Source organism: Streptomyces sp. NPDC088157 (assembly GCF_044741545.1).
GTDB lineage: Bacteria > Actinomycetota > Actinomycetes > Streptomycetales > Streptomycetaceae > Streptomyces.
This window is the reverse complement of sequence record NZ_JBIUSU010000009.1, coordinates 386,298-400,907: the sequence shown is the minus strand read 5'-3', so window position 1 is coordinate 400,907 and position 14,610 is coordinate 386,298. Positions and strand designations below refer to the sequence as shown.

Here is a 14,610-nt window from a genome sequence, read left to right as displayed (position 1 = left end):
ACCCGGAGCGCTGACCGTGGACCAGTTGGCCCTGTTGTTCGTCCTGTTGCTCGGGGCCGTGGTGAGCGTCCCGGTCGGGGACCGGTTCGGTCTTCCCGCCCCGGTGCTCATGACGCTGCTCGGGATAGTCCTCGCGGTGCTCGACTTCGTGCCCAACGTGGAGATCCCGCCGGAGCTGATCCTGCCCCTGCTGCTGCCGCCCCTGTTGTACGCGGCGGTACGGCGGACCTCGTGGCGGCAGTTCGCGGCGAACGTGCGGCCGATCTTCCTGCTGGCCGTGGCGCTGGTGTTCGTCACGACGGTGTGCGTGGCCGCCGTGGCCCAGGCGATCGTTCCGGGGCTGCCGATCGCCGCGGCCGTCGCGCTGGGCGCGCTGGTCGCGCCGCCCGACCCGGTGGCCGCCACCGCCGTGGCCGGACAGCTCGGGCTGCCCCGCCGGCTGGTGTCCATCCTGGAGGGCGAGGGGCTGTTCAACGATGTGACGGCCATCGTGCTGTACCACGTCGCGATCGCCGCGGCCGTGAGCGGGTCGTTCTCGCCGTGGCGGGCCGGCCTCGACCTGGTGCTGTCCGCGGTGGTCGCGGTGGCGGTGGGCGTCGCACTGGGCTGGGGCGCGAACAGACTGCTGGACGTCCTCGGGGACACGACGCTGCAGATCGGGCTGACACTCCTGGTGCCGTACGCCTCGTACGTGCTGGCGGAGGAGTTCCACGGGTCCGGGGTGCTGGCCGTCCTGACCACCGCGCTGTTCCTCGCCGAATACGCCACCGACCCCGACGACGTGCTGACGCGGCTGGCCGGCCACACCTTCTGGGACATCATCGACACCCTCGTCACCGGCGTCGCGTTCGGGCTCATCGGCCTGGAGCTGCACAACGCGATCCGCACGGCGTCCGGGCGCTGGGGGGAGATGCTGGGGTGGGCGGCGGTGATCGTGGCGGTGGTCGTCGTCGTACGGCTGCTGTGGCTGCTGCCGGCGACCTGGCTGACGCAACGGCTGCACGCCAGGAAGGACCACCTCGAGGACATTCCGACGAACTGGCGGGAGACGCTCGTCATGTGGTGGTCCGGGATGCGCGGGGTGGCCTCGGTGGCGCTGGCGCTGGCCGTGCCGCTGAAGACCGACGACGGGAGGCCCTTCCCCGACCGTGACGAGATCATCTTCATCGCGTTCGGCGTGATCATGGCGACACTGGTCCTCCAGGGACTGACCCTGCCGTGGCTCGTGAAGCGGCTCGACGTGCAGTCGGACACCGACCGCGAGAAGGAGTTCGAGAAGGAGCTGGCGGTACGGGCGGCGAAGGCGGCGAAGCAGCGGCTGCGGGAGATCCAGACCGAGGAGGACCTGTCGGAGGAGCTGTCCGAGCAGATGCTGCGGCGGGCCTTCGACATCGGGCTGCGGATCAGCCCGGACGTCGGGGAGGACGAACGGCGCGAGGGCCACGACCAGCGGGTGCGGAGGCTGAAGCGGGTGCGGCGGATCCAGAGCGAGATGCTGAGCGCGGCACGGCACGAGGTGGTCGCGGCACGCAGCGAGCCGGGCGCCGATCCCGAGATCGTGGACCGCGTGCTGCGGCATCTGGACGTGCGCAGCCTCAAGTGAGCTGGGCGGGCGGCGACCCACGCGGTGACGTCGCAGGCCTGGGTTGACGGCGGGCCCGCTTTTCGGCGGACGACAGTCTCATGGCGGTCGCGTAAAACGCCACGCCCCCCGTCGGCGCCCGAAGTTACGCTCGGGCCATGGCACGCAATGTGGTGATCAGTGGAGGCGGGACGGGGATCGGACTCGCCGCGGCGCGGGTCTTCGCCGCGGACGGGGACCGGGTGCTGCTGCTCGGGCGGCGGGCGGAGGTACTGCAGAAGGCCGGGGTGGCCGGAGCGCTCACCCACGCCGCGGATCTGAGTGAGCCGGAGCAGGTGCGCGGGGTCGCCCGGTTCGTCGAGGCGGAGTTCGGGACCGTGGACGTGCTGATCCACAGCGCCGGGGGCGCCGGGCATGTGGAGCCGCCGAGCGACAGCGACGATCCGCTCGACCGGGTCGCGCACAACTGGACCGTCAACTTCCGGAGCAACACCCTCAGCGCCGCCCTGCTCACCGAGGCGCTGAAGGACCGGCTCGCCGCGCCGGGCGGGCGGGTGCTGTTCGTCAGCTCCATCGCCGCCTACCGGGGGTCGGGCAGCGGGGCGTACGCCGGCGCCAAGGCCGCTTTGCACCCGTACGCCCGTGATCTCGCCCGGGAGCTGGGGCCCCGGGGCGTCACCGCGAACCTCGTCGCCCCCGGGTATGTCGAGGACACCGGGTTCTTCGGGGACGCCATCGAGCCGGCGCGACGCGAGCGGCTCGTCGGGGAGACCTTCACCGGGCGGGCCGGGACGCCCGGGGACATCGCCGCCACACTGCACTGGCTGGCCTCCCCGGGCGCCGGTCACGTCACTTCGCAGGTCGTACAGGTCAACGGGGGTGCGGAGCGCGGGAACTGACGGTCAGCGGCCCGGCCGCGGTGGCTCGTGGGCGCGGCGGGCCGCACCGTCGGGGGAGGCGGACTGGCTGGGCAGACGGCTCGGAGGCAGCGCGGCGTCCGACGTGTTGACCTTCGGGAGCGCGTACGAGTGCTCCTTCGACAGCCAGCGGATCATCTCCTCACGGACCCTGACCCGCACCGTCCAGATGTCGTCGGCGTCCTTCGCCGTGACCAGGGCCCGCACCTGCATGGTGTTCGGAGTGGTGTCGGTGACGTCGAGCCCGCAGGCGCGGCCGTCCCAGGCCGGGCACTCGCGCAGGATGTCGCGCAGCTTCTCGCGCATGAGCTCCACCGGCGCCGTGTGGTCGACGTGCCAGTAGACGATGCCGGTCATCTGCGGCGTGCCGCGCGACCAGTTCTCGAAGGGCTTCGAGGTGAAGTACGAGACCGGCATCGTGATCCGGCGCTCGTCCCAGGTCCGCACGGTCAGGAAGGTCAGGGTGATCTCCTCGACCGTGCCCCACTCGCCGTCCACCACGACAGTGTCGCCGATGCGCACCATGTCGCCGAAGGCGATCTGGAGGCCGGCGAACAGGTTGCTCAGCGTCGACTGGGCGGCCACACCGGCGACGATGCCGAGGATTCCGGCCGAGGCCAGCAGGGAGGCGCCCGCCGCCCGCATGGGCGGGAACGTCAGCAGCATCGAGGCCGCGGCGACCACGCCGACGACGGCCGACACCACCCGCATGATCAGCGTCACCTGGGTCCGCACCCGCCGGACCCGGGCCGGATCGTGGTGCATGCGCGCGTAGCGCGTGTACGACGTCTCGACGATCGCCCCCGCGATCCTGATCACCAGCCAGGCCGCGGAGCCGATCAGCACCAGGGTGATGACCTGGCCGATCCCGGCCCGGTGGTCCGGCAGCAGCCGAGCGGCGTCGTACGACCCTCTCAGCATCGCCGCGCCCAGCACGAGCTGGTAGGGGATGCGGCCACGGCGCAGCAGACCCCACAGCGGGGTCTCGGAGTGCCGTCGGTCGGCCTTGCACAGCAGGCGGTCGGTGGCCCAGCCGATGAGGACTGTCAGCACGACCGAGCCGCCGACCACGATCACGGGGCGGAGCATGTTCTCCATGCCTTCGAACGTAACCGGGTCGGAGGGGCCTTGAACATGCGGTTTCTGTGAGGAGGCGCACGCACGGCGTTGTCAGCGCAGGCTGGGTTGTCAGCGCAGGCTGGCACCATGGGCACATGAACATCATGCTCTTTCACTCGACCTACGGTCCGCGGCCCGCGGTGCGCGCAGCGGCGGACCGGCTGCGTGCCGCCGGGCACGAGGTGTGGACGCCGGACCTCTTCGAGGGGCGCACGTTCGACACGGTCGAGGAGGGCATGGCGTACAACGAGGAGATCGGCAAGGACGAGCTGCTGAAGAGAGCCGTCCTGGCGGCCGCGCCCTACTCGGAGCGCGGGCTGGTGTACGCCGGTTTCTCGCTCGGCGCGTCGATCGCGCAGACCCTCGCCCTCGGCGACGCCAGGGCGCGTGGCCTGCTCCTCCTGCACGGCACCTCGGACCTGGCGCCGAACGTCTCGGTGGACGATCTGCCGGTGCAGCTGCATGTCGCGGAGCCGGATCCGTTCGAGACCGACGACTGGCTGAGCGCCTGGTATCTCCAGATGGGCAGAGCGGGCGCCGACGTGGAGGTGTACAGGTACACGGGAGCCGGGCACCTGTACACCGACCCCGAGCTGCCCGACTACGACGAGGAGGCGGCCGAGGCCACCTGGCGGGTGGCGCTCGGCTTCCTGGAGACGCTCCGGGAGGGCGCGGCCTGGACCGGGTCGTACGACGCGACCTAGACCGGGTCGTACGTCCGTTCCACCTTCTGCGTGCCGCTGCGCGTGCGGTACGAGCGGGACCAGGTGGAGGTCGCGGTGGTGCTGGTGCGGTCGGACAGGACGTAGTAGTCCATCTGCGCGCGCTCGGCGGTGATGTCCAGGACGCCGTAGCCGTGGCGGTCGGTGTCGACGAAGTGGACGTGCCGGTTCGCGGCCCGGATGATCGGGGAGGCGATCGCGGTGAGCGTGCCCTCGGGGACCTTCACGATGTCGTCGAGGTTGTCGGAGGTCACCGAGGTGACCACGAACTCCGTGGCGGCCGAGGCGGACAGCGGGTACGTCCCGGCGTCCACCGGCACGTCGTTGGCCCACGCCATGTGGATGTCGCCGGTCAGGAAGACGGTGTTGCGGATGGCGTTCGAACGCAGGTGGGCGAGGAGCTCGCGGCGGTCGTCGGTGTAGCCGTCCCACTGGTCGGTGTTGAGGCCGAGGCCCTCCTGCGGCAGGCCGAGCAGCTTGGCCAGCGGCTTGAACAGGTCCGCGGAGAGCGAGCCGATCGCGAACGGGGAGATCATCACCGAGTTGCCGACCAGCCGCCAGGTGGTGTCGGACGTCTTCAGCCCGGCCTTCAGCCAGTCGAGCTGGGCGCGGCCGGTGATCGTGCGGTCCGGGTCGTCCACGGTGCCGTTGCCGACGGCGACCTGCTGTGAGCGGAAGGAACGCAGGTCCAGCAGGGACAGATCGGCGAGCTTGCCGAAGCGCAGCCGGCGGTAGGTGGTCCCGGCGAGGGCGGGGCGGACCGGCATCCATTCGAAGTAGGCCTGCTTCGCGGCCGCCTGACGGGCCGACCAGGCGCCCTCGGCGCCCTCGGTGTGGTTCTCGGCGCCGCCGGACCAGGTGTCGTTGGCGAACTCGTGGTCGTCCCAGATCGCGACGACCGGCGCCTTCGTGTGCAGGGCCTGAAGGTCCGGGTCGGTCTTGTACTTGCCGTGCCGGGTGCGGTAGTCGGCGAGCGTGAGGATCTCGTGCGTGGGTGCCGTCTGCCGTACGACGGTCCCGCGCGTGCCGTACTCGCCGGTGCCGTACTCGTAGATGTAGTCGCCGAGGTGCAGCCAGGCGTCCAGGTCGCCGCGGGCCGCGAGGTGACGGTACGAGGAGAAGTAGCCGGCCTCCCAGTTGGCGCAGGAGACCACGCCGAAGCGCAGGCCCGGCACGGCCGCGTCCGCCGCCGGCGCGGTGCGGGTGCGCGCCACCGGGGAGTCGTTGCCGCCGGCCGAGAAGCGGAAGTAGTAGTCGGTGGCGGGCGCGAGGCCGCGGATGTCGGCCTTGACGGTGTGGTCGGACGCGGCGGTGGCGGTGGTCGAGCCCTTGGCGACGACGTTCATCAGTGCCTTGTCCGTGGCGACGACCCAGCTCACGTCGGTGTCCGGACCGAGCCCGGAGCCGGGTATCGCCTCGGCGGTGGGCGTCACCCGGGTCCACAGCAGGACACCGTCGGGCAGCGGGTCGCCGGAGGCGAGCCCGTGCAGGAAGACGGGAGCCTCGGCGGCGCGGGCGGGCAGCGCGGCGGCGAGCGGGCCGGCCAGCACGGCGGTCGCGGCCACGGCCTTGAGAGCCGTACGGCGGCGTGGCGACAGCGAGTTGGGGCGCTCTGACGGGATGTCGGCGCTCTCGGAGGATCTGTATCGACTGGTCACGGCCGATCAGATTACTGACCAGTACTACAAAAGAGCGGGCGAACGCCCAAAGTTCGCCCGCTCTTTCACGCAGTGTCGGATCCGGAGCCGATCAGCCCTTGAGAGCCGCGTTGATCGCCGTGGTGAAGTCGGCGACCGTCATCGGGGCGTTCCCCTGCCCGTCGGAGCCGGTCAGCGTCTTGCCGTCCATCTTCAGCGTCGGGGTGCCCGTGACACCGCTGGAGTCGAACGTCTTGGACATCTCCAGCGCCCACCGGTCGTAGGTGCCGTTCTTCACGGCGCTCTGGAACTTCGCGTTGCCCTTCAGCGCCGAGACCGTGTCCGCCACCTTGATCAGGTAGGAGTCGTCCTTGAACTTGTCCTCGGTCTCCGTGGGGTGGTACTTCGCCGAGTACAGCGCGGTCTTGTACTCGAGGAACGCCTCGGGGCCGACGTTGAGCGCGGCGCCCAGGGCGCTGAGCGCGTTCTTGGAGCCCTCGCCGGTCAGGCTGCGGTCGAGGAAGGTCGCACCGACGTACTGGATCTTGAACTTGCCGGTGTCGTAGTCGCTCTTCACCGTCGCGCCGACGGTCTGCTCGAACTGGGCGCAGACCGGGCAGCGCGGGTCCTCGTACATCACGAGCGTCTTCTTGGCGCTCGCCTTGCCCATGACGACCGTCGTGCCGTTCTTGCCGGTGGTGTTGGCCGGCGCGACGAGCTTGGCCTTCGCGGCGTCCTCCCAGTAGCCGGGCTTGTTCGCCTGGACGACGGCGTAACCTATGCCGCCGGCCAGGGCCAGCACGCCGACGACCGAGCAGGCGACGATGATCTGCCGCCTGACCTTGGCCCGCTTGGCCTCGCGCTCACGCTCGACGCGCAGCCGCTCCCGGGCCGCCGTCTTCGCCGCCGCGCTGTTCCGCTTGCTCATGGTGTTCTCCCGATGGACGCGCACTCGTGGTACGCGGAAGTTCGTGTGGGGACTGAGGTGGTGCTCGGGGGCCGGGTCTGTCGGACGTGCCGGTCCGGTCAGACCGCGGCGGGCGAGCACGGCGGTCCACGCCGTCCCAGGGAGTGCACGAGGATCCGCTCGCGGACGGTGGTCGTACGGCGCGTGGGCCGCGGCAGGCGGAGGGCCGCCGGGGCGCGTCGTACGGTCACGGCGGAGACGGCCAGCAGCAGCGGCCGGAAGGTGGTCGCGGTCGCCGCCCGCAGCAGCTGGGCCAGTGCCCGCTCGCCCCGGCGCAGCCAGGCGGCGGCGATCAGGCCGACGCAGACGTGCGCGGCGAGCAGCAGCCACGCGGTGGCCGGTTCGGCGTGGGCGAGGAGGCCGCCCAGCTTGCCGGCGTCGGTGCCGGTGACCTGGGCCAGCGGAGTGCCGACGGGGGTGCCGTCGCCGCAGAGCACGTCCCAGCCGACCGAGGCCAGCGGGCCGGCGACCGGGCCGCCGGCCCGGCCGTAGCAGACGTGCTGACCGGTGGTGAAGATCGTGTCGGCCGCCAGTTCCAGCGGGATCAGCAGGGCGGCGATCCGCCCGAAGCCACACTCCCGGCCGGCGAGCGCGTACGCGAGGGCGAACACGGCGGCCGCGACGGCGGCCACCGTGTTGAGCGGCAGCGGGGCCCGGGACAGCAGCACGTGCGACGCGGTACTGAGCGTCACGACGCATGCCGTGAACAGCGCCGCGCGTACGGCTCTGAAGCGGGTCCCGGATATGTCCATAGCGGAGGAGAGTGTGTCACGTGCTCCTGTAGGAGACCCCTAAAGGGTCCCTGTGAGAAGGCGTACTGTCACAGACCTGGGATCCGGCCGTTGCGGAACAGGTCGACGAAGATCTGGTGGTCGGCACGCGCGCGTGCGCCGTAACTGTGCGCGAAGTCGACCAGGAGCGGCGCGAAGCCGTCCTCGTCGGCCGCGATCGCCGCGTCGATGGCCCGCTCGGTGGAGAAGGGGACCAGGGACTCGCCGGAGGTGTCGTCCGCCGCCGCGTGCATGGTGGCCGTGGCCCGGCCCAGATCGGCGACGACGCCCGCGATCTCCTCCGGGTCGTCGATGTCGCCCCAGTCCAGGTCGACGGCGTACGGCGAGACCTCGGCGACCAGCTGGCCGGCGCCGCCCAGCTCGGTCCAGCCCAGCCACGGGTCGGCGTGCTGCTGGAGGGCGCGCTGGGAGATCACCGTGCGGTGGCCCTCGTGCTGGAAGTAGTCGCGGATCGACGGGTCGGTGATGTGCCGGGAGACGGCCGGCGTCTGGGCCTGCTTGATGTAGATCACGACGTCGTTCTCCAGGGCGTCGCTGTGGCCCTCGAGCAGGATGTTGTACGACGGCAGACCGGCCGAGCCGATGCCGATCCCGCGGCGGCCGACGACGTCCTTCACGCGGTAGGAGTCCGGGCGGGCCAGCGACGTCTCCGGCAGCGTCTCCAGGTAGCCGTCGAAGGCGGCGAGGACCTTGTAGCGGGTGGCCGCGTCCAGCTCGATGGAGCCGCCGCCCGGTGCGAAGCGGCGCTCGAAGTCACGGATCTCCGTCATCGAGTCCAGCAGCCCGAAGCGGGTCAGCGAGCGGGCGTCGCGCAGCGCGTCCAGGAGCGGGCCCTGCGCGGTGTCCAGGGTGAAGGGCGGCACCTCGTCGCTCTTGGCGCCGGTGGCCAGCGCGCGGATGCGCTCGCGGTACGCGCCCGCGTACACCTCCACCAGCTCGCTGATCTGCTCGTCGCCGAGTGCCTTCGCGTACCCGATGAGGGCGACGGAGGCGGAGAAGCGCTTGAGGTCCCAGGTGAAGGGGCCGACGTACGCCTCGTCGAAGTCGTTGACGTTGAAGATCAGCCGGCCCGTGGCGTCCATGTACGTGCCGAAGTTCTCCGCGTGCAGATCGCCGTGGATCCACACGCGCGAGGTGCGCTCGTCCAGGAACGGGCCGCCCCGCTTCTCGGCGTCGAGATCCTGGTAGAAGAGCCCCGCGGTGCCCCGGTAGAACGCGAACGCGGAGGCCGCCATCTTCCGGAACTTCACCCGGAAGGCGGCCGGGTCGGCGGCCAGGAGCTCGCCGAACGCGGTGTCGAAGACGGCGAGGATCTCCTCGCCGCGGTGCTCGTCGTTGAGCTGCGGAACCGACATCGCTGGGTGCCTCCTGGTGCATGACATGTACGACAGCGTCTCTGTCGTCTCCAACGGACGAAGGTACGCGGGAGTGCCCGTTTCCCCCCGGTGAAGGTACGCGGGGAAGCGGCTCCGGTGTCAGTCGTCAGGCATAGACTTCGACGCTGTTCCCCCGGACTGTCCGCAACCCGTGGGACACCAGTCGACCCGCGTTTCCCTTGGAGGCCGCAGCCGTGTCAAAGCCGCCGTTCACGCACCTGCACGTCCACACCCAGTACTCGCTGCTGGACGGTGCCGCGCGGCTGAAGGACATGTTCGACGCGTGCAACGAGATGGGCATGACCCATATCGCCATGTCCGACCACGGCAACCTGCACGGGGCGTACGACTTCTTCCACACCGCGAAGAAGGCCGGAGTCACCCCGATCATCGGGATCGAGGCGTATGTCGCCCCCGAGTCGCGGCGCAACAAACGCAAGATCCAGTGGGGCCAGCCGCACCAGAAGCGCGACGACGTCTCCGGTTCCGGTGGCTACACCCACAAGACGATCTGGGCGGCCGACGCGAAGGGCCTGCACAACCTCTTCCGGCTCTCCTCGGACGCGTACGCCGAGGGCTGGCTCCAGAAGTGGCCCCGGATGGACAAGGAGACCATCGCCCAGTGGTCCGAGGGCCTCATCGCCTCCACCGGCTGCCCCTCGGGCGAGCTCCAGACCCGGCTGCGGCTCGGCCAGAAGGAAGAGGCGCTGAAGGCGGCCGCCGAGTACCAGGACATCTTCGGCAAGGACCGGTACTTCCTGGAGCTGATGGACCACGGCATCGAGATCGAGAGCCGGGTCCGTGACGGCCTCCTGGAGATCGGCAAGAAGCTCGGCATCCCGCCGCTGGTCACCAACGACTCGCACTACACGTACGCGCACGAGGCGACCGCGCACGACGCGCTGCTGTGCATCCAGACCGGCAAGAACCTCTCCGACCCGGACCGCTTCCGCTTCGACGGCACCGGCTACTACCTGAAGTCCACGGACGAGATGTACGCCATCGACTCCTCGGACGCCTGGCAGGAGGGCTGCGCCAACACCCTCCTGGTGGCCGAGCAGATCGACACCACCGGCATGTTCGAGGCCAGGAACCTCATGCCGAAGTTCGACATCCCCGAGGGCTACACCGAGGTCAGCTGGTTCAAGGAGGAGGTCCGCCGGGGCATGGACCGCCGTTTCCCCGGCGGCGTCCCCGACGACCGGCAGAAGCAGGTCGAGTACGAGATGGACGTCATCATCCAGATGGGGTTCCCGGGCTACTTCCTCGTCGTCGCCGACTTCATCATGTGGGCCAAGAACAACGGCATCGCGGTCGGCCCCGGCCGAGGCTCCGCGGCCGGCTCGATCGTCGCCTACGCGATGGGCATCACCGACCTCGACCCGATCCCGCACGGCCTGATCTTCGAGCGGTTCCTCAACCCCGAGCGCGTCTCCATGCCCGATGTCGACATCGACTTCGACGAGCGCAGGCGCGTCGAGGTGATCCGCTACGTGACGGAGAAGTACGGCGCCGACAAGGTCGCCATGATCGGCACCTACGGCAAGATCAAGGCGAAGAACGCCATCAAGGACTCCGCGCGCGTGCTGGGCTACCCGTACGCGATGGGCGACCGCCTCACCAAGGCCATGCCCGCCGACGTCCTGGGCAAGGGCATCGACCTCAACGGCATCACCGACCCCTCGCACCCGCGCTACAGCGAGGCGGGCGAGATCCGCGCGATGTACGAGAACGAGCCGGACGTCAAGAAGGTCATCGACACGGCCAAGGGCGTCGAGGGCCTGGTCCGGCAGATGGGTGTGCACGCGGCCGGCGTGATCATGTCCAGCGAGCCGATCGTCGACCACGCCCCCATCTGGGTGCGGCACACGGACGGCGTGACCATCACGCAGTGGGACTACCCGCAGTGCGAGTCGCTCGGCCTGCTGAAGATGGACTTCCTCGGCCTGCGCAACCTGACGATCATGGACGACGCCGTCAAGATGGTGAAGTCCAACAAGGGCATCGACCTCGACCTGCTGGCCCTGCCGCTCGACGATCCCAAGACCTTCGAACTGCTCCAGCGCGGTGAGACCCTGGGCGTCTTCCAGTTCGACGGCGGCCCCATGCGTTCGCTGCTGCGCCTGATGAAGCCCGACAACTTCGAAGACATCTCCGCCGTCTCCGCGCTCTACCGTCCGGGCCCGATGGGCATGGACTCGCACACCAACTACGCGCTCCGCAAGAACAAGCTCCAGGAGATCACCCCGATCCACAAGGAGCTGGAGGAGCCCCTCCAGGAGGTCCTGGCCGTCACCTACGGCCTGATCGTCTACCAGGAGCAGGTGCAGAAGGCCGCCCAGATCATCGCCGGGTACTCGCTCGGTGAGGCCGACATCCTGCGCCGCGTGATGGGCAAGAAGAAGCCCGACGAGCTGGCGAAGAACTTCACCATCTTCCAGGCCGGCGCGAAGAAGAACGGCTACAGCGACGAGGCGATCACGGCCCTGTGGGACGTGCTGGTCCCCTTCGCCGGCTACGCCTTCAACAAGGCGCACTCCGCCGCGTACGGCCTGGTCTCGTACTGGACCGCCTACCTGAAGGCGAACCACCCCGCCGAGTACATGGCCGGGCTGCTCACCTCGGTGAAGGACGACAAGGACAAGTCGGCCGTCTACCTCAACGAGTGCCGACGCATGGGCATCAAGGTGCTCCCGCCGAACGTCAACGAGTCGGTGCACAACTTCGCCGCACAGGGCGACGACGTGATCCTGTTCGGCCTCGAAGCCGTGCGCAACGTCGGCACCAACGTGGTGGAGTCGATCATCAGGAGCCGCAAGGCCAAGGGCAAGTACGCCTCCTTCCCCGACTACCTCGACAAGGTCGAGGCCGTCGCCTGCAACAAGCGCACCACGGAGTCGCTGATCAAGGCGGGCGCGTTCGACACCCTCGGACACACCCGCAAGGGCCTCACCGCGCACTTCGAGCCGATGATCGACAACGTGGTCGCGGTCAAGCGCAAGGAGGCCGAGGGCCAGTTCGACCTCTTCGGCGGCATGGGCGAGGAGGAGACCAGCGAGCCCGGCTTCGGACTCGACGTCGAGTTCACGACCGACGAGTGGGAGAAGACGTATCTGCTCGCCCAGGAGCGGGAGATGCTCGGTCTGTACGTCTCCGACCACCCGCTCTTCGGCCTGGAGCACGTGCTGTCCGACAAGGCCGACGCGGGCATCGCGCAGCTCACGGGAGGTGAGCACGCGGACGGCGCGGTCGTCACCATCGGCGGCATCATCTCCGGTCTCCAGCGCAAGATGACCAAGCAGGGCAACGCCTGGGCGATCGCCACCGTCGAGGACCTCGCGGGCTCCATCGAGTGCATGTTCTTCCCGGCGACCTACCAGCTCGTCTCGACCCAACTCGTCGAGGACGCCGTCGTCTTCGTCAAGGGCCGCCTCGACAAGCGGGAGGACGTGCCGCGGCTCGTCGCGATGGAGCTCCAGGTCCCGGACCTGTCGAACGCGGGCACCAACGCGCCCGTGATCCTCACGATCCCGGCCACCCGGGTCACCCCGCCGATGATCAACCGTCTCGGGGAGATCCTCACCCACCACCGGGGCGACAGCGAGGTCCGGATCAGGCTCCAGGGCCCGACGAAGACGACCGTCCTGCGTCTGGACCGGCACCGGGTCAAGCCCGACCCCGCGCTGTTCGGTGATCTGAAGGTGCTGCTCGGCCCGTCCTGCCTGGCCGGCTGATCGCGGGAGACGACGGGAGAAGACACGCACCGAGGGGCGCGTCCGGTACCGGACGCGCCCCTCGGTGCGTCCGAGCCGCAACGGCCCGTGGCGCGGCAGTCAGTTGCCGAGGTCAGTTGTGGCCGAAGCGCTTCTGCCGGCCCTTGCGGGCGACATCGGCGGGCGTCACCTGCGCGATGCGCTGCTCGGCCTGCGACTCCATCGAGGAGTGCTGTGCCGCCTCCTGGCCACGCTCGGACTGCGGCTGCTTACGATCCTGTTTCTTGTTCTTGGCCATGGTGATCTGCCTCCTGTGGGGGATCTGAGGGCCAGAGACGGGACCAGATTCACATAGGCTGACTTACGACGCATTTCGGATAATTACCGTCTGTAACAGGGGTTGTCGGAGCGCAAGCCCTCGAAACGCCACGCCGAAGATCGAGTTCCGGCCGTTAACCCCCGCGCAGTCGGGCAGACTCGAAGGAAGCCCGAAGCAAACCTCCCGGAAAGAGGGTGAGTCGTGTGGACCGCTGCATCGTCCTGGTGGACGCCGGGTATCTGCTGGGGGCCGCCGCCAGTCTCCTCGCCGGAGAGCCCTCGCGATCGAGGATCACCGTCGACCACTCCGCCCTCGTCCAGGGTCTGCGCGAACAGGCCGAGTCCGAGACCGAGCGGCCGCTGCTGCGCATCTACTGGTTCGACGGCGCCCCGGACCGTGTCCCCCAGCCCGAACACCGCAGACTGCGGGTCATGCCCCGGGTGACCGTCCGGCTGGGCGCACTGACCCGCAGCGACGGCCGCTGGGCCCAGAAGGGCGTCGACGCCGCCATGCACGCCGAGCTGACCGAGCTGGCCCGCAACCGCGCCTGCTCCGACGTCGTGCTCGTCACCGGCGACGGCGATCTGCTGCCCGGCATGATGGCCGCGAAGGAGCACGGCGTCGCCGTCCACCTGTGGGCCGTCCAGGCCGCGGACGGCGACTACAACCAGTCCGAGGACCTGGTCGCGGAGGCCGACGAACGCCGCGTCCTGGACCGCACCTGGATCACCAAGGCCGTACGCGCCAAGGAGCTCGGCGGCACCTGCGCGCCACCGCCCGTGCCCCGGCCGGAGATCGCCGCGATCCTCTCCGCGCCGCTGCCCGACTCAGGCCTCGCCCCCACCGCCGAGCGGACCGAGGAGGCCGAGCACCCCTCCGCGGCCGGCGCCTCCGAGAACGGCGCCCAGGAGCGCGTGCCCGCCCCCAAGGGAGGCGTACCGACCCCCAAGGACCTGGCCGCCCTGCGCGCCCCCGGTGCCCCGGCCGCCCAGCAGCCCACCACCGCGACCCTGCGCTGGTCCTCCGACAAGGGCTGGGTCGACCGTCCCGGGATCGCCGCCGAACCCTCCGAGGTCGCCGCGATGCCGACACTCGCGCAGCTCACCACGGCGGAACAGCGGTGGGCCGACCGCGAGGAGGACATCACCACCGTCGGCGGCGACCCCTACGAGGTGGGGCAGGTCTTCGCCCGCCGGTGGATGGGGCGCCTCGGCGAACAGGGGCAGCTCCAGAAGCTGTCGGGCATGTACCCGCGGATCCCGCACCGCATCGACGGCGAGTTGCTGCGCTACGCGGCCCGCTTCGGACTGCTCGCGCACAAGGACGACCAGATCGACGAACACGACCGGTACGCCATCCGGGCGGGTTTCTGGCGCGAGATCGACGTACGGACGGCCGCCGAACACGCCCCGGCGGCGGACTGAGCGGGCCGCCCGGAACGCCCCGACGGCGAGCGGCGGTCCGCGA

Annotated in this window: 11 protein-coding genes; 5 read left to right on the top strand and 6 right to left on the bottom strand. The window is 70.0% G+C overall.

Features of this window, described 5'->3' with window-relative positions; genetic code table 11:
- The first annotated feature begins 16 nt into the window (after positions 1–16).
- On the top strand, positions 17–1,603 hold the full coding sequence (locus ACIPFH_RS33815; protein ID WP_401832552.1) for a Na+/H+ antiporter: 1,587 nt from the start codon (positions 17–19) through the stop codon (positions 1,601–1,603).
- 137 nt (positions 1,604–1,740) lie between these two features.
- Positions 1,741–2,481 (top strand): SDR family NAD(P)-dependent oxidoreductase, encoded by a 741-nt coding sequence (locus ACIPFH_RS33810; RefSeq protein ID WP_401832550.1) that lies wholly within the window; start codon positions 1,741–1,743, stop codon positions 2,479–2,481.
- A 3-nt stretch (positions 2,482–2,484) separates the two neighbouring features.
- On the opposite strand, the gene ACIPFH_RS33805 is transcribed toward ACIPFH_RS33810, so the two are convergent.
- A complete protein-coding gene (locus ACIPFH_RS33805; protein ID WP_401832547.1) occupies positions 2,485–3,597 on the bottom strand; it encodes a mechanosensitive ion channel family protein in 1,113 nt (370 codons plus the stop codon).
- 116 nt (positions 3,598–3,713) lie between these two features.
- On the opposite strand from ACIPFH_RS33805, the gene ACIPFH_RS33800 reads away from it, so the two are divergent.
- Positions 3,714–4,322, top strand: a complete 609-nt coding sequence (locus tag ACIPFH_RS33800; RefSeq protein WP_401832545.1) for a dienelactone hydrolase family protein — start codon at positions 3,714–3,716, stop codon at positions 4,320–4,322.
- Here the strand turns inward: ACIPFH_RS33800 and ACIPFH_RS33795 are convergent.
- From ACIPFH_RS33795 to ACIPFH_RS33780, 4 genes are all read right to left on the bottom strand, one after another.
- The gene (locus ACIPFH_RS33795; protein ID WP_401832542.1) at positions 4,319–5,998 is read right to left on the bottom strand and encodes an alkaline phosphatase D family protein; all 1,680 of its coding nucleotides are present in this window, start codon (positions 5,996–5,998) and stop codon (positions 4,319–4,321) included. The two genes, ACIPFH_RS33800 and ACIPFH_RS33795, sit on opposite strands and share 4 nt — an antisense overlap.
- Before the next feature lie 91 nt (positions 5,999–6,089).
- Positions 6,090–6,905, bottom strand: a complete 816-nt coding sequence (locus ACIPFH_RS33790) for a DsbA family protein (protein ID WP_401832539.1) — start codon at positions 6,903–6,905, stop codon at positions 6,090–6,092.
- A gap of 98 nt (positions 6,906–7,003) precedes the next feature.
- On the bottom strand, positions 7,004–7,696 hold the full coding sequence (locus ACIPFH_RS33785) for a hypothetical protein (RefSeq protein WP_401832538.1): 693 nt from the start codon (positions 7,694–7,696) through the stop codon (positions 7,004–7,006).
- Positions 7,697–7,764: 68 nt separating this feature from the next.
- On the bottom strand, positions 7,765–9,090 hold the full coding sequence (locus tag ACIPFH_RS33780) for a DUF2252 domain-containing protein (RefSeq protein WP_401832537.1): 1,326 nt from the start codon (positions 9,088–9,090) through the stop codon (positions 7,765–7,767).
- 215 nt (positions 9,091–9,305) lie between these two features.
- On the opposite strand from ACIPFH_RS33780, the gene dnaE reads away from it, so the two are divergent.
- Positions 9,306–12,845, top strand: coding sequence for a DNA polymerase III subunit alpha (gene dnaE, locus ACIPFH_RS33775; RefSeq protein ID WP_401832535.1), 3,540 nt, complete (start codon positions 9,306–9,308; stop codon positions 12,843–12,845).
- 112 nt (positions 12,846–12,957) lie between these two features.
- On the opposite strand, the gene ACIPFH_RS33770 is transcribed toward dnaE, so the two are convergent.
- Positions 12,958–13,122 (bottom strand): hypothetical protein, encoded by a 165-nt coding sequence (locus tag ACIPFH_RS33770; protein ID WP_401832532.1) that lies wholly within the window; start codon positions 13,120–13,122, stop codon positions 12,958–12,960.
- A gap of 224 nt (positions 13,123–13,346) precedes the next feature.
- On the opposite strand from ACIPFH_RS33770, the gene ACIPFH_RS33765 reads away from it, so the two are divergent.
- Entirely contained in the window at positions 13,347–14,567 is a 1,221-nt protein-coding gene (locus ACIPFH_RS33765; protein WP_401832529.1) for an NYN domain-containing protein, read from the top strand.
- Positions 14,568–14,610 lie beyond the last annotated feature (43 nt).